Source organism: Sorangiineae bacterium MSr11954 (assembly GCA_037157815.1).
GTDB lineage: Bacteria > Myxococcota_A > Polyangia > Polyangiales > Polyangiaceae > Pendulispora > Pendulispora albinea.
In genome coordinates this window covers 4,147,892-4,173,983 of sequence record CP089984.1, presented here as the reverse complement: position 1 = coordinate 4,173,983, position 26,092 = coordinate 4,147,892, and the positions used below count along the sequence as shown (strand labels likewise).

Annotated in this window: 18 protein-coding genes; 6 read left to right on the top strand and 12 right to left on the bottom strand. The window is 66.6% G+C overall.

Annotated elements, in window-relative coordinates:
* Nucleotide 1: 1 nt before the first annotated feature.
* Both LZC94_16420 and LZC94_16415 read right to left on the bottom strand, forming a co-directional pair.
* A complete protein-coding gene (locus LZC94_16420; GenBank protein WXB18809.1) occupies nucleotides 2-1,726 on the bottom strand; it encodes a hypothetical protein in 1,725 nt (574 codons plus the stop codon).
* Between the two features lie 108 nt (nucleotides 1,727-1,834).
* Complete coding sequence (locus tag LZC94_16415) at nucleotides 1,835-2,338, bottom strand: GreA/GreB family elongation factor (protein ID WXB18808.1); 504 nt, start codon at nucleotides 2,336-2,338, stop codon at nucleotides 1,835-1,837.
* Nucleotides 2,339-2,623: 285 nt separating this feature from the next.
* On the opposite strand from LZC94_16415, the gene LZC94_16410 reads away from it, so the two are divergent.
* The gene (locus LZC94_16410) at nucleotides 2,624-3,166 is read left to right on the top strand and encodes a hypothetical protein (GenBank protein WXB18807.1); all 543 of its coding nucleotides are present in this window, start codon (nucleotides 2,624-2,626) and stop codon (nucleotides 3,164-3,166) included.
* 24 nt (nucleotides 3,167-3,190) lie between these two features.
* Here the strand turns inward: LZC94_16410 and LZC94_16405 are convergent, their stop codons facing one another.
* From LZC94_16405 to panC, 3 genes are all read right to left on the bottom strand, one after another.
* On the bottom strand, nucleotides 3,191-5,329 hold the full coding sequence (locus LZC94_16405; GenBank protein WXB18806.1) for an SUMF1/EgtB/PvdO family nonheme iron enzyme: 2,139 nt from the start codon (nucleotides 5,327-5,329) through the stop codon (nucleotides 3,191-3,193).
* A gap of 125 nt (nucleotides 5,330-5,454) precedes the next feature.
* Nucleotides 5,455-6,120 carry a dTMP kinase gene (gene tmk / locus LZC94_16400; GenBank protein WXB18805.1) on the bottom strand — a complete coding sequence of 222 codons (666 nt, stop codon included), beginning with the start codon at nucleotides 6,118-6,120 and terminating at the stop codon, nucleotides 5,455-5,457.
* Complete coding sequence (gene panC / locus LZC94_16395; GenBank protein WXB18804.1) at nucleotides 6,117-6,998, bottom strand: pantoate--beta-alanine ligase; 882 nt, start codon at nucleotides 6,996-6,998, stop codon at nucleotides 6,117-6,119. The genes tmk and panC overlap by 4 nt, the downstream gene beginning before the upstream one ends.
* A gap of 171 nt (nucleotides 6,999-7,169) precedes the next feature.
* Between panC and LZC94_16390 the strand changes: the two genes are divergently transcribed.
* Together LZC94_16390 and LZC94_16385 are read left to right on the top strand one after the other, a co-directional pair.
* Nucleotides 7,170-8,237: a hypothetical protein gene (locus LZC94_16390; protein ID WXB18803.1), complete on the top strand. Its 1,068-nt coding sequence runs from the start codon at nucleotides 7,170-7,172 to the stop codon at nucleotides 8,235-8,237.
* A gap of 2 nt (nucleotides 8,238-8,239) precedes the next feature.
* Nucleotides 8,240-9,379, top strand: a complete 1,140-nt coding sequence (locus LZC94_16385; protein WXB18802.1) for a hypothetical protein — start codon at nucleotides 8,240-8,242, stop codon at nucleotides 9,377-9,379.
* 112 nt (nucleotides 9,380-9,491) lie between these two features.
* On the opposite strand, the gene LZC94_16380 is transcribed toward LZC94_16385, so the two are convergent.
* From LZC94_16380 to LZC94_16365, 4 genes are all read right to left on the bottom strand, one after another.
* A complete protein-coding gene (locus tag LZC94_16380) occupies nucleotides 9,492-10,970 on the bottom strand; it encodes a hypothetical protein (protein WXB18801.1) in 1,479 nt (492 codons plus the stop codon).
* Between the two features lie 129 nt (nucleotides 10,971-11,099).
* Nucleotides 11,100-12,980, bottom strand: a complete 1,881-nt coding sequence (locus tag LZC94_16375) for an OPT/YSL family transporter (protein ID WXB18800.1) — start codon at nucleotides 12,978-12,980, stop codon at nucleotides 11,100-11,102.
* On the bottom strand, nucleotides 12,977-14,818 hold the full coding sequence (gene ggt, locus LZC94_16370; protein WXB18799.1) for a gamma-glutamyltransferase: 1,842 nt from the start codon (nucleotides 14,816-14,818) through the stop codon (nucleotides 12,977-12,979). The genes LZC94_16375 and ggt overlap by 4 nt, the downstream gene beginning before the upstream one ends.
* A gap of 194 nt (nucleotides 14,819-15,012) precedes the next feature.
* Nucleotides 15,013-16,005, bottom strand: a complete 993-nt coding sequence (locus tag LZC94_16365; protein WXB18798.1) for a hypothetical protein — start codon at nucleotides 16,003-16,005, stop codon at nucleotides 15,013-15,015.
* Nucleotides 16,006-16,197: 192 nt separating this feature from the next.
* Between LZC94_16365 and LZC94_16360 the strand changes: the two genes are divergently transcribed.
* Nucleotides 16,198-16,821, top strand: a complete 624-nt coding sequence (locus LZC94_16360; GenBank protein WXB18797.1) for a DUF4347 domain-containing protein — start codon at nucleotides 16,198-16,200, stop codon at nucleotides 16,819-16,821.
* An 8-nt stretch (nucleotides 16,822-16,829) separates the two neighbouring features.
* Here the strand turns inward: LZC94_16360 and LZC94_16355 are convergent, their stop codons facing one another.
* The gene (locus LZC94_16355) at nucleotides 16,830-19,100 is read right to left on the bottom strand and encodes a zinc-dependent metalloprotease (GenBank protein WXB18796.1); all 2,271 of its coding nucleotides are present in this window, start codon (nucleotides 19,098-19,100) and stop codon (nucleotides 16,830-16,832) included.
* Nucleotides 19,101-19,479: 379 nt separating this feature from the next.
* Between LZC94_16355 and LZC94_16350 the strand changes: the two genes are divergently transcribed.
* Nucleotides 19,480-21,582, top strand: a complete 2,103-nt coding sequence (locus tag LZC94_16350) for a zinc-dependent metalloprotease (protein WXB18795.1) — start codon at nucleotides 19,480-19,482, stop codon at nucleotides 21,580-21,582.
* Nucleotides 21,583-22,081: 499 nt separating this feature from the next.
* Here LZC94_16350 and LZC94_16345 read toward each other — a convergent pair whose 3' ends face one another.
* The gene (locus tag LZC94_16345) at nucleotides 22,082-23,203 is read right to left on the bottom strand and encodes a hypothetical protein (protein WXB18794.1); all 1,122 of its coding nucleotides are present in this window, start codon (nucleotides 23,201-23,203) and stop codon (nucleotides 22,082-22,084) included.
* Nucleotides 23,204-23,276: 73 nt separating this feature from the next.
* Here LZC94_16345 and LZC94_16340 point away from each other — a divergent pair, with 73 nt between their 5' ends.
* Nucleotides 23,277-23,549 (top strand): hypothetical protein, encoded by a 273-nt coding sequence (locus LZC94_16340; protein WXB18793.1) that lies wholly within the window; start codon nucleotides 23,277-23,279, stop codon nucleotides 23,547-23,549.
* Nucleotides 23,550-24,254: 705 nt separating this feature from the next.
* Here the strand turns inward: LZC94_16340 and LZC94_16335 are convergent.
* On the bottom strand, nucleotides 24,255-25,862 hold the full coding sequence (locus LZC94_16335; GenBank protein ID WXB18792.1) for a hypothetical protein: 1,608 nt from the start codon (nucleotides 25,860-25,862) through the stop codon (nucleotides 24,255-24,257).
* Nucleotides 25,863-26,092: the final 230 nt, after the last annotated feature.

The following is a 26,092-nucleotide window of genomic DNA, read 5'->3' as shown; positions in this document are numbered from 1 at the left end:
CTCAGTACTCGCCGGCGATCGGATAGACCGGCGCGACGTCCACCGGGATGCCCGTGAGCGCCGTGGTGGCCCTGGCGATGGGCGGGCTCTCGACGCCGTACTTGGCGAGCATGCCGTCGACCGAGGCCTTGTCGCCCGCCGCTTGCAACATGCAGATATCGCGCACCAGCTTCGTCACCGACTCTTCCAGCTTCGGCAGATCGATGGAGAAGCGACCGGTGGGCTCATCGAAGGTCACGGCCTTGTCCTCGAGGTAGCGGTTGATCTGGAGCGCGTTCCCCTGCCCGTGCGCTTCGGCCACCCCGAAGCGCACGCCGCGCAGGAGCCCCGCGAAGTACGACACCAGGATCTTGTCGTGCATGTCCTTGGGGAGCTCGCCGCGCTCGATCATGTAGAGGAGGTTGTAGACGCCCATGACGTCGGCCTTGGGCTCCTCGATGGCCGCGTGGCTCTCGCCCAGGGCCGCGCGAACCTCCACTTTTTTGCCGCCTACGGTGACGAAGGCGGGGCCGAGCGAGTGCGAGAGCTCGTGAAAGAGGACCTCGTGGAAGAAGGCGTCGGCCGAGAGGTTCTTGAGCTGCCCCGGCGCCAGCACGCGCTGGGCGATGGGCTGCATGATCACATCGAACTTCTTCTCGATCAGGTTGCGCAAGAGGACCTTCTTGGCGCCCTTTTCCTTTCGAACGCGCTCGTCGTTCGGCAGGTTGAAGGCGATGGTCTGCACCGATTTGCGCGCGTCGCCCGAGCTGTAGACCAGATCCACCACGCGAATGGGGCTGGCCCCGCCCCGCTTGGTCTGCAGCTCCTTGGGGATCGGCAGGTGCGCTTCCATGGCGGGCAGGAGTTTCTTGTATTTTGCAAGCTTCTCCGAGGCGGCCGGATCGGCCACGGTGACGAAGCTCTCGTAGGAGGCCTTGAGCCCCAAGAGCTCGTCCTCGTACGTCTCGTAGGGGCCGATGGTGATTTCGACGGAGCCGTCGAGGTCCATCCACGCTTTGTCGGAGGCGTAGTAGTCGTTGGAGGCGAAGGCGGCGGCGCGGGCGGTCAGGAACGTCTTGAGGTTCTTGTCGCTCGTGAGCTTCGCGGCCTCGAGCAAGAGGGCCGCGGCCGGCTTCAACCACTCCGCGTAGGCGGTCGAATACGGGACGGCCACGAGCTTGTCGCCGTTGCGCTCGACCACCGTGCGCTCGTCCTCGAGCTTCGCTTTCTCCGCGGGGTGCGCGCTCACGTACGCTTTGAAGTCCTCGACCGTCAGATCCTCGGGGTAGAACCCGGCGCCCTTGGGGTGCTCGCGCTCGATGGCGAACGGCTTGAAATGATCCTGCCGATCCCACGGGCCGCGCATCAGATCGAAGTACCCGAGCTTGGCCTTGCCGTCGGGCGAGGTGTCCGACGCGAGGCTCGCGCGAAGCTCCACATTCCCGCGGTACGCTTGCCGCGTAAAGATGGAGTCCATCAGCTTGGCCGCCGCCACCAGCTTCTCGAGCGCCGCCTTCTCCGACGGGGGCAGCTTCGAGACGTCCGCCATCAGCCGCACGGGGGCGAACTGCTTCACCCTCTCGGCCAGGCTGGGTGCCGTCACGGCGCCATCCACCGGCGCGGAGGCGTCGGGAGCAGGCGGTGGCGTGGGGGGAGCCGGGGCGCGGGAAGAACCTCCGCACGCGGCGGCGAGGACCACCGTGGAGGAGACGGCGAGAAGCGAGGTGCATCGGCGGAGAAAACGCATGATGTCCGCTTCTTACTCGAATTTCGGCCTTTCGGGCGAGAGTCTCGAGGCTCCGGCTCGGGGATTCGGGCCGCGGGATTGGGGCCGCGGGGGTGGAACTGCAATCGCTCAGCGCACTTGGACGACCTCGAAGAGGCGCGTCAATCCGCCTTTGCCGTGGGGCGTCGAGACTTCGGCCTCGTCGCCCTCGGAGAGACCGAGGAGCGCGGCGCCGAGGGGGCTGGAGGTGGCCAAGGTTTGCACCTCGACATCGCCGTCGCGCAGGCGCACGCCGCCGGCCGCGGGGACCACGAAGTACGTGGTCTCGCTCCCATCGTGGCGAACCTTGACGATGGCGGAGACGACGATGGCATCGCCCTGCTCCAGATCGCGCACCGGCATGTTGGCCAGGCGCGCGAGGGCGTGCTCCACCTCGCGCACGCGCTCGGCTTGGCCGCGCGCCACGTACGATGCCTCGGTGGACCGCATGTCCTTGTCGTTCTCCGGGCGGTTTTCTTCGTGGGTGGCGGCGACGGCGGCGTCGTGCGCACGACGGCGCGAGGACTCGAGCTCGCGCGTGAGCTCGGCGCGCAACGAATCGAGCAGTCGTACCTTGAGGGAATCGGTGGTCATTCGGTCTTCATGATGCGCGCGAGAAAGCGTTTCTGAAAATACCCGAAACGCGCCATCGCGCTCCCCGCCGGCCGAGCGCAATCGCGGCATCCCAGCGGGTTTGCGCGATCCGTCGAACCGCCATTCGTCGTCGCGCACCTGGACGGACCCGACCGAAAACGCGGCGCCGAGACCCGCACCGATGGGGTCCGTTGGTAGCCGAAGGTGCGCAGGTTCCCGCGGGGCGCTTCGATAACGGCTGCGCTGCCCGCGCTCGTGATACCGTGACGGTACCCGCCGAGGGGGATGTCCATGGAGTTCAGCTGCAGCGATCCGGGCGCCGTCGTTCGCGCCGCCAATGTGCGGGCGACCCTGGACGCTTTCAAATTGATGCCCGCCATCGGGCGCCGCATCGTGGAGAAGCACGATCTTCGCATTTCCGATCTGCGGCCGGATCATTTCATTCGTGTTCAACATTGGCTGAACGCATTGAAGGACATTCAAACCGTGGTCGGCCCGGCCAAGCTCCGGGACGTGGGGCGCAACGTGGTCGAGAGCGCCAACATTCCGATGGGCGAGGACACCGAGTCGATCCTGATGAATCTGGACGGCATCTATTACCAAAACCACCGCGGCGACGTCGGCCACTATTTCTCCTCGCGCCTGCCCAACCGCGCCATCGAGGTCCGCTGCGAGACGCCCTACCCGCGCAACTTCGAGTGGGGCCTCATCGAAGGATTCTGCCGCTACAAAGCGACGGAAGGCAGGCGCTACTCCGTCGAATACATCAATGGCCCCGCGCGCGCATTGCACACGTGCACGTTGATCGTGCGGCCGCTCGTGGGCTGACGGCCGCGAACGAGCCCGCTCGGGCTAAAGCGATTTGGCGCAGCGGAAACCGATGCCGTGGCTTTGGGCTTTGGGATCCTGCGCATAGCGAAATGACGGCCGGAGCCAGCTGGCAAAGCTGCCGTTGAAGGCGCCGCCGCGGATGACGCGGCGCTCGCCCGAGGCGGGGCCGGCGGGGTTGGTGCCATCGTCGGGGCCGTAGTCGCCATACCAATCGGCGGTCCACTCCCAGACATTCCCAACGACGTCGAAGGGGCCAAAGCGCGATTTGCCGGAGGGGAATTGGCCCACGGGCGCCGTGGTGGGGTAACCGTCGCTGGCGGGGTAGAGCGCTTCCAAGGAGACGTGGTGGGATTTGCCCCAGGCCACGCACTCGGTGCCGCACGCATTGAGGTGCGCGGGCAGAGGCTCCTCGTCGCCCCATGGATAGGTGCGGCCGTCGGGGCCGCGGGCCGTGTATTCCCACTCCGCCTCGGTGGGGAGGCGCTTGTCGCGCGCCTTGCAGAAGGTCGTGGCCATATCCCAGGAGATGCAGTTGATGGGATGATCCTGCTTGGCCGGATCGGCCACCGTGCACAAAGTGGAATACAGCTTTCGCTCGGCCGCCGTGATCGCCGGCCAGTCGACCTCCACGGGCGCCCTCCGGCATTTGCCGATATCGGAGCACGCTTTGTAGTCTTTGGCGGTGACCTCGTAGGTGTCCATGCAAAAGGCGCCGAGCTTGACGTTGTGCGACGGCTTTTCATGGGGCTGCGCCTCCTTGGCGTCGGAGCCCATGAAGAATTGGCCAGCCGGGATCGGGGCCATGCCCTCCGGGCACGCCGGCGCAGGCTTGCCCGGTGTCCCGACGGCAGCCGAGGCCAGCTCCTGCGAAGGCGCCGCGGGCGTGCCCGATGCCCCCGATGCACCGACGGCGCCCGGCCCACCCGGCGCGGACGGCTCGCGCGAATGGTTGAAGAACGCCAGCAGCACGCCCGTGCCCAAGGCGAGGATGGCCGCGCCGGCGCCGAGGAGAAAGCTCGTTCGACGGCCCTTCCCGAGGTCGGCCGGCGGCGGGGAGGCGGAGCTCGGGAGGATGGCGCCCGATCCCGTCGATGGCACGAGCGGCGGGGGCGCGACCTCGGGGGACGACTCCGAGACCAAGGTCTCTTCGAGCGCGATGTTCGACGGCGGCCCGGGGATCACGGCCGGACGGGACGCGGCCACCGACACGCGCGGCGGCTCGATGGGGGTGATGCGCGCGGCGCTGGTGAGCGCGGCCAAGAACTCGCCGCAGCGCGCGTAGCGTTTCGCGGGCTCCACGGCCAGGGCGCGGGCGAACACGCCCTCGACGGCGTCGGAGACGGGGACCCCCAGGGCGCGCGGCGTGGGGCGCCGATCGCGATCGGCGGAGGCGCACGCGAGCTGCACCAAGTCGGTGCCGTCGAGCACGCGGCGGCCGGAGAGCATCTCGACGGCGACCAGGGAGAGCGCGAACACATCGGTCCAAGGGCCGGTGGCGCCGTAGCTTCGGGTGAATTGCTCGGGCGCGCCGTAGAGGGGGCTGAAGGACTGAACGCTGGCGCCGGTCTTGGCCAGCGCCGCTTGCACGTCCGTGTTGTCGGCCATCATTTTGGCCACGCCGAAGTCGAGGACCTTGACGGTGGACTTGCCGCGCGTGCGGTCGCCGATCAGAAACAGGTTGCCCGGCTTGATGTCACGGTGCGCGATGCCGCGCGCGTGGGCGACCTCGAGGGCGCTGGCCACCGGTCCGATCACGTTCATCATTTCGGTGAGGCTCCACGGCGGGAGCTTCTCCTCGCGCTCGTGCTCCAGGAGCTCGTCGAGGGAGCAGCCCTCGAGCCACTCCAGCACCATGTACGGGATCCAATGCCCTTGCGGCGACATGTACGTGCCGATGTCGCGCGCCTGAACGATGCTGGCCGTTTGGCTGCTCAGCTCCGTGAGCAGCGCGCCCTCTTGAATGAACGCCTGCATGAACAGCTCGCGCCGATCGAGGCGCGCGAGCGAGAGGGCGTGAAAGAACTTGATGGCGACCGGCCGGTTCCAGATCGTATGAATCGCCCGGTACACGACGGCAAAGCCGCCCTCCCCCACGGCCCGCTCCACGCGGTACTTCTCGGCGATGGTCTGCCCTTCGATCTGAAGCGGATCCTTCGTCATCGCGGGGGATGATCCCAGAAGAAAGCCACCGGCAGCAAGCGCGGACCTATGCGCCGCATCCGCGTATGCGCCGAAATGCGGGCGCGCCGTCTCGGGAAGCGGCGCGCCGGCTGCAGAAGGGACGGCTAGTGGGGCGCAAACGCGGTGCGATAGACCTCCAGCACCCGAGCTCGAACGACATCGACGGGAGCGTCGGCGTCGAGCACGGCGATGCGGTCGCCCGGCATGTGGTGGGGGAGATTCTTGTAGAATGCAGCCAATGCGCGCTGCACCTCGTTGGCGTCGTAGATCTGGGCGGCCTCGCCGCGGGCCGAGCGGCGGGCGGCGGCGGCTTCGGCCGAGATGTCGAGCACGATGGTCAAGTCGGGCCTCTGCGCGCGCTGGTTGAGGACGCGGATCCACGCGAGCGGATCGCCCTCGGCCCTTCCGCTGGTGACGCTCTGGTACGCGAGGCTGGACGCATCGTAGCGGTCCGAGATGACGACGCCGCCTTGGGCGACGAAGGGCGCGATCTCGCACTGCACGTGGTCCATGCGGTCCGCCGCGAAGAGCAAGGCCATGGGCTCCCACCCGAGCGCCGTGGTGCCTCCCTCGATGGGCGCGACCACCCGACCCGAGAGCACCTGCCGGATCAGCGCGCCGATGGGGCCGTCGCTCGGCTCCCGCGTCGCCCGCACCCGCACGCCCTCGCTCCGGAGCGTTTCGGCGAGCAGCGCGGTCTGCGTGGTGGTGCCGGCGCCGTCGATGCCCTCGAGCACCACGAAGCGTCCTCCCCTGCCCGCGGCGCTCACGACGTCACCGCCGCGCCGGGGACCGGATCTTCGCCGAGGACGACGTTGTCGATCAGACGTGTTTTCCCGATGTGGCAGGCGATGGCCACCAGCGCCTTGGCGCCGGCGCCGCCGCCGTCGATGCGCTCGCCGGGCGGCATGAGATCCACGGGGTCGACCACATCGACATAGTCGATTCGGTCGGCCACGGCGTGCACCTCGCGCAGGGCAAGGGCGCGCAAGGTCTCGGTGCGACGCTCGCCGCCTTCGAAGGCGCTCCATGCAGCGCGCAGGCCGCGGGAGAGACCCAGGGCGCGCGCGCGCTCGTCGGCCGAGAGGTAGACGTTGCGGGAGCTCATGGCCAGACCGTCGGCCTCGCGCACGATGGGGTGGCCGATGAGATCGATGGGAAAGAAGAGATCGCGCACCATCTTTCGAAGGACGGCGAGCTGCTGGTAGTCCTTCTTGCCGAACACGACGACGGCCGGCCCCGAGAGGGCGAACAGCTTGGCCACGATGGTGGTGACGCCCTCGAAGTGGCCGGGGCGAAAGGCCCCGCAGAGGGGATCGGTCAGCCGGTGGACCTTCACCCGCGTTTGCTCGCCCTCGGGGTACATCGCGGAGGGCTCGGGCGCGAAGACCAGATCGACGCCTTGGTCGGTCAACTTTTGAAGGTCGCCAACAAAATCGCGCGGGTAGTGAACGAAGTCTTCGTTTGGGCCGAACTGTGTGGGGTTGACGAAAATGGACACAACGATGAACGACGCTTTTCGTTTCGCTTCAGCTACAAGGGCCAAGTGTCCCGAGTGGAGCGCGCCCATGGTGGGGACGAACCCTACAGTTGCACCCGAACGACGGGCCTCGTCGCATGCCGCGCGGAACGCGATGGGGTCCTTCACCGTGACTGGGCGGACGGGTGGAGCGGACGAAACGGGCGAGTTCGACGAGTTCGAGGGCGGTGCCATGGCGCCGACGACCGTAGTACGCTTCGCGCCCCCTCGTCGCCCTCTGCGCCCTTATTTGATGCGACAAATTTTAGCTCAGTTGAAATCCGAGGAGGCGTTTATCCGATGACCCGAGCTTCTTTGCTCTTGGCGTTGGCGTTGACCGGCACCTTTGCGATCACGTCGGCCACGGCAACGACGGCGCATGCCCAGCCGCAAACCCCTTCCGCCGCCGAGATTCGAACCGCGCGCGATTTGTTTGCCAAGGCCGAAAGGGATCAAGAGGCGCAGCAGTGGGCCGCGGCGCTGGACAAGCTGCAGAAGGTCGCCGCCATCAAGCTGACCCCGGGGGTGCGATTCCGCATGGCCCATTGCGAAGAGAACCTGGGGCGCTTGCTCGATGCGCAAGCCGACTACGTCGGCGCCCACGAGCAGGCGCGGGCCGAGAACAACAAAGAAGTGCTGGAGGCGGCCAGCGAGGCGCTCGCCCAGCTGCGCACGCGCATCCCCACGTTGAAGGTGATCATTCCGCAAGGGGTCAACGAGGCCGAGGTCACCGTCGTCGTCGACAAAAAGACGCTCGCCCCCGGTGAAACGGGCTATGTGACCAACCTCGAGCCGGGCACCCACGTTCTCGAGGTGCGGGCCACGGGCCGGCAGACGTACTCCAAGTCGCTCAAGGTCGTCGAGCGCGAGATCACCACCGTGGAGCCGCCGTTGCTTCCCGTTCCCTCCTCCGGGCCACCGCCCGCACCGGCACCGGCGTCCGCATCGGCACCGGCGCCCGCCAAGGCCAGCGCGACCAGCGCCGTGCAGGAGCAGCGCCCCGCGGATCGTGCGAGCGCCGGGGGAGCGAATCGCACACTCCCGATCGTGGCCACGGCAGGCGCCGTTGCGCTGGTGGGGCTCGGTTTTGGTGCGTTTGCGCTGGCGGGCAACAAGGCGAGCGATGCGCGCAATACGTGCAACCGCGGCGTCGCCTGCGACGACGCGCGGGGCGCCATTCGCACGTGGGACGCGCTGGCCATCACCGGGTGGGCCACGGGCGCCGCGCTCGGGGCGTTCGCCGTTTACCTGTGGGTCAAGCCGTCCCCGTCGAACGCGTCTTCGGCCCTCCACCTCTCGACCTCCACGGATCGCCAGGTGCGCCTGGTCCCGTGGGGCACCGGCATGCGCCTCGAAGGGAGCTTCTGATCGTGCGTCGTTCTCGTTTGATTCTTGGAATCGCCACCTTGGCCAGCGCCATCGTGGGGGGCGTCCTTTGGGGCTGCGGCGATCTTCTTCACAGTACGGACTTCCAAGTGGCCGATGCGCGGCCGCCCGGCGAGCCGAAGCCGGCCGACTTTTCGAAGTGGAACAAGGGCGAGGCGCACCAACATGCGTTCAAGGCCTGCATGACCCTCATCGCGTGCGAGGGCGGCTTCGGTGGAGAGGTCTCCGGCAACGCCGCGGGCGAGTGCCTCAAGAACGCCCTCAGCGCCTACGACGTCACGGTTGCACCGAACCGCCCCGTCCGGGAGAAGGCACACACGTATTGGGATTGCCTCTGGCGCGCAAACACGTGCACGGGTGGAGAAGACAGCGTCGCCGCGTGCATCACCGACAACAAAAACAACGACGGGATCGGTTGCCCGGATTCCGGCTCCGGGAAGTTCAGGAGCTGCATCCCGGAAGTGCCGAGCGTGCGTGACGTGCGCGCCGAATGCCGCGCCCTCGGGGTCCCCGCGCAGCTCGAGTCGTGCGCGGCGACCGGGCGTACCTGCGGACAACTGTCGACCAACGAGGCGGTGTGCGTCGGCCCCGCCACGGGCGATGGCGGAGCGTGCACGGTCAGCGCGTGCGATGGCAACCGCCTGCGTTCGTGCGTGGACGGTGGCTCGGGCGTCTACGATCACGGCGTCGATTGCACCTCGTTCGGCAACAAACAATGCACCAACACGGACGCGGGGCCTGCCTGCGTCTCCTCGGGCCCTCCCGACGGCGGAAAACCGGAGACATGCGAGCCGACGAGGGCGATCACGTGCGATGGCAACGTGGCCCGCGGTTGCCCGTCCGGCTTCGTCGAGCGGTACGATTGCGGTTCGCTGGGCGTTTACTGCCTCCCTAGCGCATCGGCCGAGGGCGAAGGGTGGGATGTATCGCGCGCCTGCGGGATGGACATCAACAGCGAATGCACGATCGATGACTGCGAGGGCGACAACTTGGTCCTATGCCTCCGCGGGATGAAGCAAAAGCAGTCGTGCTCGGCGTTCGGCCTCGGCGCGTGCAGGAAAGAGAAGCTCTCCAACGATAAAATGCAGGCCACCTGCGGCCCGCCGCTCGCTCCGAACAAGTAGACCAACGCGCTCCGCTTCTCCGCTTCTCCCCTCCCCATCGCCGCTTCCATGTCTTGGCAGTGCTCGAGCCGGTGCCCGGGCCACGGCGATGGGGAAAGGCGTTGCGCCAACCTCAGAGCTGAACGTTTACGTCGACGCGCGCAGAGCCGACGGTGACGTCCTTCTCGAAGGTGGGCCGGCCGGTGGCGGTCACCTTGAGATGGTACGTGCCGGGCAGCACCAGCACGTGGAACGAGCCGTCGGGGTTCACGGGGCGGGTCTGCACCACACCGCCGGTCTTCGAAACCTCGACCGTGGCCGCGACACCCGAGGGGACGTTGCCGCGGATGGCGCTTTCATCGAGCCGCGTGAGGAGCGTCTGCCACGCCCCGCGCGCCTTGGTGACGGTGCGGTTGCGCCAGGTGTTGTACGCGGGCTGGAAGCCTTGCGCCGAGCTATTCAGCTCGATGACATAGGCCGCCACCGAGTACTTGTTGTACATCCAGTCGATGTCGCCGCCGTCGACCGCGTAGAGCGTCTCCCACGAGGTGCCGGGCGTGTAACGGCCGCTGCCGCTGTCGCGCGGGAGCTTGGCGGCCATGGCGTCGGCGACGCTGCGCAGGACGTCGCGCGTGGGCGCTTGCACGCCTTGGCAGCCGTACGGATAGATGATCAGCTCACTGTACGAGTGGTACGAGATGTCGAACACTGGGCGGATGCTCGCCACGAAATTCATCAGCACATTGGTCTCGGGCTCGGAGCCGGCGCTGGGCCCGCGGTATGTCTCGGAGCTCGCGCTGCCGGACGATCCATTGCACGCGCCCCACTTGTACGGGTAGTTGCGGTTGATGTCCACGCCGGTGCCCGAGGGGCAGGAGCCGCTCGACGGGCAGCCGCGCGTGTTCTTCCGCCACATGCTGTCGGTGGTCCACACCTTGTTGTTGCCGTCGACATTGAGCATGGGGACGACCCAGATCTCGTTGGAGTCGACCCAGTGCGTGACGTCGGCGTTGGTGCCATAGTTGGTGAGCAGCTGCTCGATGGTGTCGAGCGCCACCTCGGGCGACATGACCTCGCGCGCGTGGTGCATGGCGTTGAAGAGGATGACCGGCTTGTTGGCCGAGTGCTGGTTCACGTCCTTGGTGATCTTGATGGCCCAGATGTCGCGGCCTTCACGCGACTTGCCGATCGACTTCACCGACGCGATGGCCGGCTTGGAGGCCGCGAGCTGATGGATGAGCGTGTCGATTTCGGCGGGCGTCTTGTACTGCGGATCGGGCGCCAGGAGGGCATCTTCCGCGGTGAGCGACTGGTGCCGAACGAGCTTCATTCCTTGTCGCGTGAGCTCCGCCACCTCGTAATCCGTCAGGATGACGTCGGCCTCGGACGCCGGCAGATCCACGCCGGCCACGTCGAACCCGCGGTTCTGCAGGTACTGCATCTGGCGCGGGTAATCATCGAGCTTGAAGGTGACGAGCTTGCGGGATCCATTTGCGTTCGCGACCAGCTCGTCCGCGCTCGACGCCGACACTTCCTCCGGAGAAGAAGACGCACAGCTCGCGAGCAAAACAGCTATCGGGACCGCAGCGGCAATACGCAATGCGGATTTCATCGCTTTCAACGAGTCTCGGCTCATGCGAAAACCTCCACTACTGGGGTCGCGGGGAGTGCGCGACCATCGTGTGAGCTGCAAAGGGCCGTCGTGTGGGCTGGCGAGGGCCGTCTCGTGACGGCGCGGAGCTTATTTGGAGAGCACCCCGATAGCAACGAGTATGGCTATCGCAATTCCCATTAAACTTTCACCCGCAATGAAGCCGGAGCTGATCGGTACAACCGTGCGTTCGGCCAATGCCGGCTTGCGTCGTCGCAGAATCTCCGCAATGACGCCGCCCGTAAACATGGCAATCGCGTTCGCGCCGGGAATGACCATGGAAATACCGATGGCGTTGGGGGACGGGATCCAGGGTTTGACGCGCGCCGGCGCCCAACGCTCGAGAAGGGTCAACCCGATGCCGAGTGCAAATCCGACAACGAGCGCAACACGAGCCGCAGGCTGCAAGCCGCCAAGGCCCGAGGACAAGGCTTTGGACACGCCCGCCCACACCATTACGCTCGGCGCCGGAAAATCGGCGGAGCCGATGATGTCCGCGGTCGGAATCAGCAAATTGTAGGCGGGAACGACCACCGCGGCCCCTGCGACCAAGCCAAAGAGTTGCGCAACGAATTGTTGCCGTGGATTGCCGCCCAGCAGATATCCACATTTCAAATCGGTGAGCAGATCGCTGGCGTGCAACCCCACGCCGCCGGTGACATTGGCGCCCATGATGTTGGCGACCATATTGCCTGGCAACATGGCGCCGAATACGAGCTGCGTCAGCGGGCCAACGGCCTTGGTGGGCGTAATGTCGGTCTCCCCGGTCATGCGACCGCCCACCACGCCGGTGACGAGGGTCAGCGGCAACGCGATGAGGCCCGCCCACCAAGGGATTTGAAAGAGCGCGCCCATGAGAAATACGACCACCGGGGCGAGAAGAAGAAACCCGGCCGGAAACCACCACGACGGGCACTCGACCTCGGCCACGGGATCGGGCGCCGCATCGGCCGGCCCCTTGCTCTTGCGAAAGATGGCGGTGATGCCCGAGAACGACCGCGCGATGCTGCGCCACTGAAAGGCGAAGGACAAGACGCTGCTGGAGACCAAAATGGCGGCGCCCGGCCAGAGCGTGTACTGCACGATGGCCTTGTAGCTGACCGTCTCGATGACCCCCCGCTCGACCATGGCAGGGGCCAAGACGGCGTAGTTGAGCATACCGCCCAAGAGCAGCGACCAGCCGGTCTTGAAGGTCATGAGCGCGCCCACGCCCATGAGGATCAAGCTGCCATCGAGGGTGAGCGACCACTTTGCAGCCTCCACGCCGCGGAGCTTGAAGGGCAGACCGATGTGCGCGGGCACGTTGAACGGCATCCACGTGGCCTTGGCGTCGCGCAGCCAGGCGATCACGGCGCCCAGGCCTGCGGCCGAGAGGAGGAGCTGCGCCTTCTTGTTTCCTTCGCCCCCTTCGTGCTCGTGCAGCGCGCGGATCGTCTCGGCCGTGGCCATGCCGGTGGGAAATGGCAGCTTGTCGATATTGACCAGCTGCCGTTTGAGCGGGATGGCCACGAACACACCCAGCGCGCCGATGACCGCGAACCATACGACGAGCGACCACGTGTCGGGGCGGATGCCGGTGAGCACGAAGAGCGCCGGCACCGCCGCCATGTTTCCACCGCCGGTCATGTACCCCGCGGCCGACGCGACGGAGCTCGCGGCGTTGTTCTCGAGCATGGAAAAGTCGCGCCGCGATACGCGAAGCACGCCGAGGCCGCGAAAGATCGCGTACGCCAGGATGCACGCCGTCAGGGTCACGCCCAGGCTCCACCCCGTCTTGAGCACGACATAGAGGTTCGACAGGCACATGACGGCGCCGAGGAACATGCCCACGATGACCGCGCGCACCGTGAGCTGCACGGCGCCGCGCTGGTAGACCTCCTCGAGCCAGCGCCTCTCGGGGTCCTCGCTCGCGGCGGCCGAACGGAGCGTCTCGGGCTCGCCGGCCGCGGCCCTGGATGCGACGTCGTTCAAGGCTTGACCACCATCGCGCTCCCGCCGCCACGGCGCACGGGCTCGGCGGCGGCCGTCACCGTGCCGTCATCGTTGAATTGAATGCCGGTGGCCGCGCCGATCTCGGCTTGCTCGGTGAAGACGTGCCCGCGCGCTTTGAGCTTCGTGGCCATGTCGCTCGCCAAAAAGACCGTCTCCGCCGTGTCACGCAGGTCGGTGGCGTTGCGCTGGGAGACGCGCGGCGCCGCGAGGGCGGCGGGCAGCGGCATGTTGAAATCGAAGAAGTTGACCAACGCTTGTCCGACGGTGGTGATGATGGTGCTGCCCCCGGGGCTGCCCAGCGCGAGGCGCGGCTTGCCATCTTTGGTGACGATGGTGGGGGTCATGCTGCTGCGCGGGCGCTTGCCCGGCTCGAGCAAGTTGGCCGCCTTGGCCTTGGGATCGGAGGGGATATCGAAGTCCGTGAGCTCGTTGTTCAAGAGAAAGCCGTGCCCGGGAACGACGATGCCGCTGCCGCCCTCGGCCTCGATGGTGAAGGTGTACGAGACGATGTTTCCATCGTCGTCGGTGACCGTGATGTGCGTGGTCTCCTTTTCCATCGCGGTGGGCGATGCATCGAAGGTCGAAGGCTTTCCCGGAGGTCCGCTCGGGCTCGGATCGTCTTGGTACGCGTAGGGGTTGCCCGGCTTGGCCGCGGCGGTGGGCGCGCGGTCGGTGATGAGCGCGCTCCGCTCGGTGGCGAAGGGGATGGCGAGCAGGCCTTGGCGCGGAACATCGACGTACTCGGGATCGCCGTGGAAGGCGTTGCGGTCAGCGAACGCGAGGCGCGAGGCTTCGAGGTAGCGGTGCACATGCTCCTCTGTCCCGTTTTGCTCCCCGGCACCCGAGGGCGCAACCACCGCCAGGATGTTCAACGTCTCGCCGAGCGTGAGCCCGCCGCTGCTGGGGGCCGGCATGCCGATGATGGTGTGCCCGCGGTACGAGCTCTCCACGGGCACGCGGACCCGCGCCTCGTAGTTGGCGAGATCCTCCACCGCCATGACGCCGGGCTCGAGCGGCGGGTTGGCCTCGGGCGGCTGCCGCACCGTCTCCACGATCTTTTGCGCCAGCTCGCCCTCATACATGACCTTGGCCCCGCCCTCGGCGATCTTGCGGTACACGGCGCCGAGCTCGGGGTTCTTGAAGCGCTCGCCCACCGGGCGCGGGTCGCCCGCGTCGGTCAAGAACAGCTTGCGCGTGCTCGAGATGCGCCGGAAGCGATCGAGGTTGCGGCCCGTTTGATCGGCGAAGGTGGCATCGACCACGAAGCCCTTTTCGGCCACCACGATGGCGGGGCGGAGCACCTCGCGGAAGGTGAGCTTGCCATAGCGGCGCAGCGCTTCCTCCCAGCCGCGCACGGTGCCGGGGACGCCCACGGACAGACCGCTGGTGATAAGATCGTTGGTCGGGATCGGTTTGTCGTTGCGATAGAAGAGCGCGTGGGTCTGCGCGCCGGGCGCCTTCTCGCGGTGATCGATGGTGATGAACCGCCGCTCCTTCGCCAGGTAGACGACCATGAAGCCACCGCCGCCGATGCCGCATGAGAAGGGATCGGTCACACCGAGGACGGCGGCGGCGGCCACGCTCGCATCGATGGCGTTGCCGCCGTGCTTGAGCGTGTAGATGGCGGCCAGGGTTGCGCGCACATCCACGGTGGCCGCGGCGCCGCCACGGCCCACCGCGGTGGCCGCGGGCGCGGGCGGGTTCTCGAACTCCTCCAGCGACGGCTCGGGCGGCGGCTGGACGACGGAGGATGAATCATCGCAGCCCGCGAAACCAACGAGGGCAAAGAGCGGAAGGGCGAACCAGCGTATGTTCATGTCGAATTCCTCGGAGCGCGCGCGGCGCCGGATCGGCGGCAAAGAGATGCTCGTAACGCACCCCTCACCGCCGATCCAAGACGAATTCGACCGAGGCTCGAAATTTCACAGGCCGTGCGCGGCGCGGATGGATTGGCGCGCGCCGTGCGCGGGCACGGGTGAATCCGCGCGCAGCGCCGCACGGGTGCGACGAATCAGTACGTGACGGTCACCCGACCGCCGCCGTATCCCGCGCAGTTCGGGGGCTCGCTCTTGGTGATGCCCTTCGGCAGCCCGAGCGCGGACATGACCGCGTTGCCGGCCTCCCAATCGCCCGAAACCGATGTATCACGGATATTGACGCTCACGCATTTTCCGTTGGCGGCGCACATGGTGGCCGTCTTGACCGAGCTTGACGTACCGCAGTACGAGCGGCTCGGCGCGGCGACCCAGGGATCGGAGTCGGAGCACGCCTTCGGGCCGGGGCATCCCCACGAGACCTCCCCCTCGGGCATGTTCTTCGAGTAGGTGGAGCAGTTCCTCAAGAACTGGCACGTGCCCTCGTACTTCAAGTCGACCCGCTTGCTGGTGTTGCCCTGGTTGCTCTCGCCGCCCCCCTGCCCCGCGTCGGCGCCACCACCGCTGCCGCCTCCGTTGCCGTCGCCTTTGTCGCCTTTGGAGAACGACTGGCCGGCCGCCGTAAAGGCTTGAATGAGGGCTTGAATCAGCTCCATCAAGTTGCCGCCGTTGCCCGCGATGGAGCCGCCGTCGCCCACCAGCGAGCCCCCGCTGCCACCCCCGATGAGCGAGCCACCACCGCCGCCCACCAGCGGATCGCCCAGTGGAACGACCATGTCCTGGGCGCGCAGCCGTGTGCTGTTGCCGCCGTTTTGCACGTTCTTCGCCTCGAACGGCAGCACGTTGGTCTGGCCGGTGTCGACGTCGGTGAGCGCGAGCTCGGTGCCCGCGGCGTTGATTTCGTACGAACCGCTCTCGAGGCATTTTTCCTGTTGGCTGCAGGGGCTTCGCCAGAGGAAATAATGAGCCGAGTCGTAGAAGGTAATCTCGGTGATCGCACCTGGGCTGGTCGCTTGGTACGTGCCACTGAGCTTGGGCGTGGCCGCCGGATCGTCGGACGACGACGAACATCCGATGGCCATGGACCCAACGACGGTGATCCCAATGAACACTGCACTCCAAGGTTTCATGTCGCGTAGCCTCTCCGCGGCGGGCTACTGCAACGGGCGCACCATCGATCGTAGCGTGTAATTTTCAAACGGTTTTTCGTGCCGGCGCGCGCAGACGGGGGGCCGTGCGCGGAAGCGATGCTTCCGTCGGCGGAAACCGCAGTTCCTCGGCGCGCTCAGGGGCCGCCGCGAATCGAGCTATCCTTCGGGATCATGGGTTTGCGATTGCTCGTGTTCGACGGCACCTCCAAAAAAGGAGAACGCCTTTTGCGCTCGGCATGGTCGACCGGCGCGCCTCTCTACCGCGCCCTGAATCGCGTCGATGCCTATCATGGCGCGACGAGTTGGGCCGATGCTCTTGGGTGGCTTGTAAACATCCATCGGGGCGAAATCATCTCCGAGATTCAATATTGGGGCCACGGCAAGTGGGGCACGGTGTTCATCGCCAACGACGTGCTGAATGCGCACGCGCTCGAAGCGGGCCACCCGCTCCACGCCCCGCTGGCGGCGGTGCGGGCGCGCCTTTTGCCGGACGCGCGCGCGCTCATGTGGTTTCGCACGTGCGAAACCTTTGGCGCCAAGGCGGGGCAGGACTTCGCCGCGCGGCTCGCGCATTTTCTTGGTGCCCGGGTGGCCGGACACACCCATGTCATCGACGTGTTCCAGAGCGGTTTGCACGGGCTGTACCCCAACGAGGTACCGCACTGGTCCGCGCGCGAAGGGCTCGCCGAGGGGAGCCCCGAGGCTCCGGTTTTGGCGAAGCGATCGTCGCCATTCGAGCCGCACACGATTCATTTCATGAACGGCGCGGTCCCGGAGCCTTGGTTCTCGAGGTAGGGTTTCTGCTACGGGTTGAAATAGCTGTTCACGGCCGCATCGATGCGGGAGAGCAGCTCGTCGGTGAGCACGGCGTCGTCGCCGCCCAGGCCCGGGCGCGAGGCCCGAATGGTGGCGCGGGCCTCGACCAGGGCGGTGAGCGCCGCGGTGAGCTGGAGCTTCTTCAGCGCCGCCACGGTGATGCGCCGGGTGGCGTAGGAGCGGATGGAGTCGAGGTTGACCAGGTTCGCCTTCAGCTCGGCGATGATCCGCGGGGTGACCTGCGGGTCGAACGGCGGGTCGAGCAGGAATGCGCCGGCGTTGCGGGTGTCGCCGCGAAGGTTGGCCGGATCGAGGTAGAGGCGCGAAAAGAGGATGCCGGTGGCTTGGTCCACCCTGGCGGCGTAGCCGGGGATGGTGGCGACCTTGGCGGCATCGACGGGCACTTTGAGCTGCCCCAGCGCCGCGTTCCAAGCTTGCAGGTGCTGTGCTTGCGACCCGCCGCGGATCCACTTGAGGAGGCGGTTGACGATGTTGCCCGGTGGATTCGCCACCACGCCGGTGAGGAACGCGTCGAGCGCGGTGGTGTAGCCGGGGATGGCGTCATCGACCAGCGGGTTCGCGCCAAAGTCGAAGCGGGAGCATTCCGGATCGTTCAGCACGTCGGGATCGGTGCAAAACGGCTGCGGGGGCTGCTCGGTGGTGAGATCGTAGAGAAGGCGGATGGCCGCGAAGTCGTAGGGCTGCGGCTTTCCAATCCGCGCGCGATCCTGGGTGAGGTTGTAGTCCATGACGGTGGAGGCCACCGGCTGGAGTGAGCCCTTGAAATTGTGGCGCAAGCCCAAGGTGTGCCCAATTTCATGCGTGATCACGTGCGCGATGTACGCCTCGAATTTTTCCTTCTTCGTCAGCCGCGGCAATGCCTGCACCGCCTCGCGCGGCCCGAGCTCGTTCTGGAAATCCGCCGCGGTGGGGGCCCATAGCACGCACAAGGGATCGGGGCGGAGATCGCCCCACGTGAGGGCGGGGATCGGGCGATGCGCGGGCGGAGCGGCGGCCACGTCGAGCGAGGACGGCGCGGCGGTCGCGGGCGGATCGTCGAAGAATTGGCTCAACGACGTGAGCCAGATGCCGTTGAAGTAGACGCTGGCGCCGCGCACCTCACCGGTGTTCGGGTTGGAGCGCCAATCGGCGAACGCAAAGCCGTAGGTCGGATCGGCGTCGTAAATGAGGTAGTTCTTGTCGTCGTCGGCGAACGAGTCGCCGGCGCTGGCCACCTTGGCCTCGAGCGCTTGGAAGCCGAACACCTCGTTCCAACCTTCGACCCCGCGCTTCACCGCCCCGAGGATGTCGTAAGGACGATAGACGGGATGGTCTTTCAGCTTGGTGAATTGATTCGACAAAAGCCATGTGATGGGCTTTCCGCCCTTGTGGATGTTCCACTTGATGGGCGTCTGCGCCGTGGTCCCCGTATTGCGCACGATGTGTCGGTCGCTTCGGAAATAATATTCCTTGGGCGGAAGCGGCGCGGGCACGTAATCGGGGCTTTCGCGGTAGCGCCGCAGGGAGAGGCCGAGCGTTCCCGATGCTTTGAAGACATTGGGCTCGAGTCCCCCGGAGGCGTTCAACGCGATATCGTTGCTGTAGCCGGTAAAGACCTCTTCGAAGGTGACGCCGTCCGCGATCGTGCGAAAATTTTGCAAGAACGCGAGATCGATTTGGACGTGCGCGGGCGTGCCGCCTTGCGCAAAGGCATCCGAGAGCGCGCCAAAGCGATTCAGGCCCGCGGCCGGATCGAAGAGAATGTAATTTTGCGAACCCGCGAGGTCGTCGAAGCGCGACGATCGGACGATCGGGTAGGCCTCGAGGATGAGCGTGGGATCGAAGGTATCGCTGGTGGCGAAGTTGTTCGAGGCATCGAAGACGAACAGCTTGCCATTCTGTTCGCGGAAGGTGACCACGCGAACACCGAGGGACGCGGCCGCGAACGCGCCCACGGTGCCCGGGAAATAGTCTTTGGCATACGCGGTCAGGAAATAACGCTGCCCGAGCTCTCTCCGGTGAATGGCCAGATAGAACGATCGCGGCGCGTCGAGCGCGGGCACCGCCTGCGTGACCAAGGCCTGCGCGGCCTCGGGGAGCGGGCGGTCGATGGCGACGAAGGCATCGCCGTTCGACAAGGCATTGATTTCGGCTTGGTGCGCGCCGTCGGTTTGTCCGCAACCGGCGGCCAAAGCCAGCGCCGGTGCGACCAGCGCAACATGGAATCCTACGATACGGAACGTTCGAGCAAGAGACATCGCGATCCCCTCCATTCCCCCCATCGAGTCTGCTGTCCCCATGCGCCATGGCCCGTGCGGTGTCCATCGCGCCCGTTCACTTCTGTTAAAACGAACGATCTTCTACTATAACGAAGACGCCTGTCGAGGCCTTTCGTGATGGCGAATCGAAAAAGATGAATCGTAAAATTCATCACTTTCGCAGTCATAGGAGAGCGGGGTGGTGCGCACTAAGGGGACTGGAGGATCCCCACCTATGCGACTTGCTCGACGGTCTCGACTCGGATTTCCGATTGGTATGCTCGTTGCGTCGTCTCTCTTCGTGACCGCCGTGGGTTGCGGGCAGAGCGACACCCCGTCTGCGCCCTCGTCCGGAGAGTTGTCGAATGGCGACCCGTTCGTGGCCATTGAACGCACGCTCCCCACCAAGACCCAGCAGCTCATCACGCAGTCGGTCCCGAGCACCCGCGCGCCGCAATCCTTTTATGTGGCGATCAACAAGCGCGAGTTGGGCAAGCGTTGGTTCCTCACGGCGTACCTGAAAGATTACTTCCCCGGCACGGTCGGCGGCGGCGCGGCCGCCTCGCTCGGGGTGCGCGTGGTGACCTTCCGCGTGCAGAACGGAAAGCTGTTCGTGTTCGACGCCTCGAACAACTATGCGACCAGCGATACGTTCGACCCGACCCTCCTCATCGAGGCCTATCCGCTGGTCCAGTCGGAGGACTTCGACGATCGGGTCGACTCCGACAACTACGTGCTGTTCGATCCGGCGGCGGGGCTGAATCGCTTCGGCGTCCTCTCGGATGGATTCGCGCAGGGCTCGCAGCCGGCGCACTTCCAAATCGATTTGGCGTTCTTGCAGAACTTCCGCAAGCTCTCCGATGGGGCGACCTTCGAGGAGGTCTTCACCGGCGCGAGCAACGACGTCCCGCAGAACGCAGCCGGCGGGCTCGAGCCCAACGTGTTCAAGGTCTCGGGCACCTTGGGCCTGTCGCTCCGCCGCTACAGCGAGAGCCCGGACTATGTGGCCTCCCCGCTGCCGCCGCGCGAATATTACTTCCGCAGCGACGCGCACTCCGTGAAGAACACGGGTACCACCACGCAATCTCCGATCAAGTGGAACGTGCACCCAGGCGGCAAGCCGATCACGTGGCTCATCTCGGATCAGTTCGAGAAGCTCAAGAACCATCCCGTCTACGGTCCGTACGATATCGCGGGGGCCGTGAAGCGCGGGGTCGAGAACTGGAACGCCGTCTTCGGCTTCAAGGCGCTCGAGGCGAAGATCGCCTCGCCGGGCGATTCATACGCAGACGACGACAAGAACTTCATCATCTTCGACGGCGATCCGACCTACGGCTACGCGTTCGCCAATTGGCGCTCGAACCCGAACACGGGCGAGGTGCGCGGCGCCAGCGTTTACCTCAATGGCGTCTGGCTCACGTCCTTGAGCCAATTCTTCGACGATCCGACGGCCGCGCCGTCCGTGAGCCCGGCCGCCGGCCCCAAGGCCGTTCCCGCGCTGACGTGGGGCGAGCTTCGCAACGATCCTTTGTGCGTGCTGTGGGCACCCACGGCCGAGCAGCTGCGCGAGGAGGCGGGCGCCGATGCGGCCGCGCTGGGGCGCACGAAGAAGGAGAAGTTCGAGGCGTACATCACCCACGTGATCGCGCACGAGATCGGGCACACGTTGGGGCTGCGCCACAACTTCAAGGGGTCGCTCAAGCCGGTGTCGTCCACCGTGATGGACTACAACCTGACGCAGGACCGGACCTTGCTCGACAAGCCGGGCACATACGACAAGGCGGTCATCGACCTCCTCTACAACGGCTCGAACGCGCAGCCGGCGGATCCTTTTTGCACGGATCCCGACGTGCTGACCGATCCGGATTGCTCGCGCTTCGATTTCGGGGCCAATCCGATCGCGGACGACGTGATCCCCGGCTACAACGCGACGGTGCAGCCGTTCCTGTCCGGCACCACGTCGGGCTTCTCGAGCAACACGTTGAACCGTCTGCTCAAGTGGATCCGCGGTGGCTCGGCGGCGCAGCGCCTTCAGGCGTGGAACGCGGCGGTGGCCCCCGTCAAAGTGCCGGCCGACGCCACCAAGGTCGCCACCATCCGCGGCTACGGTGCGCGCGTCGACTTTACGGCGCGAACGCTGTTCGCGCGGCTCTACCTCGATCCCGCGGCGCTGCGCGGGGACTCACGCAACGGCGGTGCGTTCCTCCTCGATCCGCCCGTCGATCCGCAGGTGACACCGTTGCTCATCGCCGAGCTCAAGGCGAACCTGGTCAACGCGGACTCCATCCGCTCCTACGATACGCGGCGGGTCACCGTGGCGGTGCTCAAGAAGCTGCAACTGACGGCGGCGCTGAGCGCGCTCGAGTCGGCGCGCGATACGATCAAAGCTTCGCGGCCCGGGCTCAGTGGCGATGATGCGACGTTGACGGACGAGTTGCTGTCGCGGATTAATAGCGCGATTAGCAATTACTTTAATCAATAGTCGCCGCGACGTTTGGGGACGTTCGCTCGAAAAAGGGCGGGCGTCCTCGGCGTCAATTGAGAAGAAGGACGGGCGTCTGGCGCGGTGGGAGGCGGTTATCGGAAGAGGGACGGGCGTCTGGCGCGGGGGGGCGTTTATCGGAAGAGGGACGGCGGTCGGCGCGGCGGGCGCAATCGGAAGAGGGACGGCGGTCGGCGCGGCGGGGGAGCAATCGGAAGAAGGACCGGCGTCTGGCACTGCGAGGGTCAATCGGAAGAAGGGCCGGCGTCTGGCACTGCGAGGGTCAATCGGAAGAAGGACCGGCGTCTGGCGCGGCGGGGGTGTTCGGCTCCCCTACCAATCTTCCTCTGCTTTTCTTTTGGCGCTTCTGGCGCCCTGGCGGTTTGCCTCTTCTCCGGCTCTTCTCCGGGGAATCACCGGTGAGAGAAACCGCCAGGGCACCAGGAGCGCCAAAGAGGTTCGTCGGTTCCCGGAGCGTGGGCGTGAGGAGGCTGTGGTTTTATTGAAGTGATTGTTGCAGTTGTTCGCGGGCGAGGGCTTCGGCGGCGGCGGCGTTTGCGGTGTCGTCGGGGGTGACGGGTTTTCGTTTTCGGTGTTTCGGGGTGGGCTTTTCGAGACGGTCGGGCCTGGGCTCTTTGGTGCGCTCGGTGCTCGGTGTGGCGAGGGCGGGCTTCGCCTTTGGCTCCGAGATGGCCGCGGGGGTGCGAGAGAGAGGAGGTGGGGTGGGCGCCGGCGCGGGATCGGCGGGGGGCGAGGGTGAGAAGCTGACGGCGGGGAGGTCGAGCACCGGAATGGGGGCGGAGAGAGGGATGGCCGGCGGGATGGTGGGTGGGACCATGCCGGCTACGTCGGTTTTTGGCGCTTCGGCGTGAGGTGGGTCGGGTTTTCGAGTGTCGGATTTTGGCGGCTCGGGTTTGGGTACCTCGGCTTTGGTCGTCGAGGGATCGACGAAGGATGCGCCGGTGCGGAGGAGGTCGTCGCCGTTGCCTCGAACGATAGCCACCGTCGCCAGCGAGCCGACGATGGCCATGGCGGCGAGCGCAAAGGGCCACGAAATTTTTGGGCGCGTCTTTCGTCCCGCGAGCGGCGCGAGGGCCATGCTTCGTGACAGAGGGAGAAGCTCGCCTTCGCCGAGGACGGGGCCGCGGCGCGCCATGTTGGGCGTGTGGGCGACTTTTTGTGCGCGATTGAGGCGGCGTGCCTCGCGCGCGGCCTCGAGCTGGGCGTGAATGCGCTCGGGGGTTAGCGGGGCGAAGGGGGTGAGGCTCGAGGGGGACGTGCGCGAGCTGGGGACGCCGTTCGCGGCCGGTCTGCCGGCGGCGGGCGGACGCAATGGGATGTTGGCCGACGAACGCAACGCCAGGTCTTCGGGCGAGGGTTCGTGCGCGAACGGACGGAAGTTGGTGCGCTCCTCGGGCTCCGCACCGTTCGAACGTGGATAGGCCGGGCCCTCGCGGTTCGAACGTGGATACGCCGCCTCCGCGCTCGAAGGATCCGGCTCGTACGAGCCTGCCTCCGGCGCCGGAGGCTCGCCGAGGTTCTTCGTCAGGAGCCGCGTGAACTCATCGTCGGAGACCGTTTGCCGCGTCACCGCGTCGCGTGTCACCGCGTCGCGTGTCATCGCGTCGCGTGTCATGGCATCGCGTGTCATCGCGTCGCGTGTCATGGCATCGCGTGTCATCGCGTCGCGTGTCATGGCATCGCGTGTCATCGCGTCGCGTGTCATCGCGTCGCTCGAGAGCGTGCTCTCCGTCGGTGCGTCGCTCGAGAGCGTGCTCTCCGTCGGTGCGTCGCTCGACACCGTGTCGCGCATCAGCACGTGGCGCAGGGTGACCTTGCGGGTGTCCGCATCGTGGGTCACGGCGTCGTCGGTCACCACACGGACCCTCTTGGTCGGCGGTGGAGCTTTGGCCGGAGGCAACATTCAGCGGACCCTCGCAAGCATCCCTGGTGTGATGCAAACCTGATCCAATCACAAAATGAGCCCTCGTGTCCTTGAATTGCGTGGACACCAAACGAGAAACGTGTTTGTGCGCCAACCCCCTACGAACGCCCGCCGTCCGCTCGGAGGTGCGAAGCTTTACCGCGCCCGACGTCGGCACCAACGTGCGCAGCTCGCCGCGGACAACGATTCCGGCGGCCCCGTGTACGCGTCAATCATTGAGCACCGCGCGGCGGGCATCCGACTTTCGTCACCGATATTCGCAACGGTTTCCGCCGGCCCTGCGCCCGTATGCAACGTTCCACACTGGCGTTTCGAAACGACTTCGTCTCGCCCCGCCCGTATGCAACGTTCCACGCCGGCGTTTCGAACGATTGCGCCTGGCCGCGCCCGTATGCAACGTTCCACGCCGGCGTTTCGAACAATTGCGCCTGGCCGCGCCCGTATGCAACGTTCCACGCCGGCGTTTCGAAACGACTTCGTCTCGCCCCGCCCGTATGCAACGTTCCACGCCGGCGTTTCGAACAATTGCGCCTGGCCGCGCCCGTATGCAACGTTCCACGCCGGCGTTTCGAACAATTGCGCCTGGCCGCGCCCGTATGCAACGTTCCACGCCGGCGTTTCGAAACGATTGCGCCTGGCCGCGCCCGTATGCAACGTTCCACGCCGGCGTTTCGAAACGATTGCGCCTGGGCGCGCGCGCACTCATTCGAGCGCGCGCGCTCTCCAATCATTGCGCCAGAGACTGCTCCAATTGCTGATCGGCCAGCTTGGTTGCGGCCTCTGCGAGATACTTCTCTTTCTCCTTCTCCTCTTTGTCCGCAGCGCCCCCCGCCCCACCACGCGAAGACTTCTCGGCGCGCGCCACGGACTTCTCGCTTCGCTCTGTCTTCTCGCTCTTTTCGCTCTTCTCGCTCTTTTCGCCGCGATCGATCTTCTCGAGCTTCGGCGCGTCCATGGCCACGGTCTCCGACCGCGAGGACTCGCTCCTCGATGCGCTGGCCGCCCGCGCGTGCGCCTTGACCGGCGCAGGCCCGGGGGGAACGGGTTTGACGACACCGGTACCCAATGCACCCGACCCGGCCCACGGCGGCGGCGCAGCATGCGCAAGCGCGGCGGTCGCGCGCGCGGCGCTGCCTTGGGGCGCGAACGCAGGGGGCGGCGGCGGTGCGGGCGGGGCGTTCGTCATGTCGGTTGCGGCTGCGGACGGGACGGCGGGGGCGGCGGGGAGGACCTCGCCCGGTACCCGGTTCGCTTGCGTGGCTGCGCTCGTGCTGCGGGCCGAATCGATGTACGACGCCATGGCCTCGAGCGCCGCTTCGCCATCGCCGCGGACGAAGAGCGCGATGAGCAGGCCCGTGAGGACGCCGAGCGCCACGAAGACGGCCACCCACGAGATGGTGGGACGGCCTTCCACGTTGGGATCGCTCTTCTTTGCGGCGGCCGCGTGATCCTTCGCCGCGGGTAGACCCGCCGGCGAATCCAGACGGGCCGCGGCCGTGCGCACCGGCATGGCCATGGGGGCCACCGCATTGGGCATCACCGGGTTCGGTCGCGTGGTCGCAAAATAAGGGTACGCATAGTCCCCTTGCGTGGCCTGTACCGCTTGCGCGGGTTGCGTGGCCTGCGCGCTGACTGGCATCGCATGCGCCGGCATCGCATGCGCCGGCATCGCGTGCGCCGGCATCGCATGCGCCATCGCATCGACCGGCGGGCGGACCATGGCCGGACGCGGTACGCCGACCAAAGTCGGCGGCCCCGAGAGCGGCGGAGGCTTCGGCGGCGCCGGATTGGACGGCGGGGCCGGCGGCGCCGAGGTGCGCTTTGGCGGAGGGGTCGAGCCGAGCCTGGCCGGTGGGGTGAACGCCGAGGCGCTCAGATCGGGCCGGACGACGGTGCACTCTTCATCGCGCCGCGGCCGTGGCGGGCGCGGGGTATCGCGACGGCGCGACGGCGGAAAGGGTGCCGGCACCCGTCCCGGTCTCGCCTCCGGCGGAGGTGGCATCGTTCGCCGCGAGGGCGCGGGCATCAAGGTCGTCACGTCTTGATCGCCGGTGGAGTCCGGATCCCGACTCGCGCGGCTGCTCTCGAAGAACATGGCCGACGAGCGGGCCGTCCCCTCGTTCTTCGGCCACGAGCCGCTCGAAACCGGCGGCGCCTTCGGGAATGCAGGCGGCACCTTGCGCGCGTTCGAAGGGCGGCGCGTCGCGACGGAGTCGTGGCGGTTGCGGGGCGGAGGGCGGGTCGCGGGGAGCTTGCGTCCTTGCCGCTCGAGGGAGTCGGGCGCGTCGAGTTCGAACTGGTCGATGCGAGCGCTGCGCTTGGGTAGCGGTTGCACGATCGACACCCTTGCAGCCACCGAGCCAAACCGTGTGAACCGCGGAGAGTTGCCTCGATCCTTACAATTTTCCCTAAAGTATCGTCCGCCAACCTTGGTCCACCCAGGTCGTGCGCCCGTTCAGGAGTCAATCTGGGGGTCCGATGATCCACAGGGCCGGAAGTTTGCTTGTGGACACGCAGTCCACTCGGACGATTCAAGGGATCCCCTTGCGCCTTCGCTCGTAGCTA

What these genes read in the sequence shown, in the direction of transcription:
- LZC94_16420 (WXB18809.1), bottom strand. Translation starts at nt 1,726, where the DNA reads ATGCGTTTTCTCCGCCGATGCACCTCGCTTCTCGCCGTCTCCTCCACG.
- LZC94_16390 (WXB18803.1), top strand. Translation starts at nt 7,170, where the DNA reads ATGACCCGAGCTTCTTTGCTCTTGGCGTTGGCGTTGACCGGCACCTTT.
- LZC94_16355 (WXB18796.1), bottom strand. Translation starts at nt 19,100, where the DNA reads ATGTCTCTTGCTCGAACGTTCCGTATCGTAGGATTCCATGTTGCGCTG.
- LZC94_16415 (WXB18808.1), bottom strand. Translation starts at nt 2,338, where the DNA reads ATGACCACCGATTCCCTCAAGGTACGACTGCTCGATTCGTTGCGCGCC.
- LZC94_16365 (WXB18798.1), bottom strand. Translation starts at nt 16,005, where the DNA reads ATGAAACCTTGGAGTGCAGTGTTCATTGGGATCACCGTCGTTGGGTCC.
- LZC94_16410 (WXB18807.1), top strand. Translation starts at nt 2,624, where the DNA reads ATGTCCATGGAGTTCAGCTGCAGCGATCCGGGCGCCGTCGTTCGCGCC.
- LZC94_16345 (WXB18794.1), bottom strand. Translation starts at nt 23,203, where the DNA reads ATGACACGCGACGCGGTGACACGCGACGCGGTGACGCGGCAAACGGTC.
- LZC94_16340 (WXB18793.1), top strand. Translation starts at nt 23,277, where the DNA reads ATGGCATCGCGTGTCATCGCGTCGCGTGTCATCGCGTCGCTCGAGAGC.
- LZC94_16405 (WXB18806.1), bottom strand. Translation starts at nt 5,329, where the DNA reads ATGACGAAGGATCCGCTTCAGATCGAAGGGCAGACCATCGCCGAGAAG.
- LZC94_16380 (WXB18801.1), bottom strand. Translation starts at nt 10,970, where the DNA reads ATGAAATCCGCATTGCGTATTGCCGCTGCGGTCCCGATAGCTGTTTTG.
- LZC94_16360 (WXB18797.1), top strand. Translation starts at nt 16,198, where the DNA reads ATGGGTTTGCGATTGCTCGTGTTCGACGGCACCTCCAAAAAAGGAGAA.
- ggt (WXB18799.1), bottom strand. Translation starts at nt 14,818, where the DNA reads ATGAACATACGCTGGTTCGCCCTTCCGCTCTTTGCCCTCGTTGGTTTC.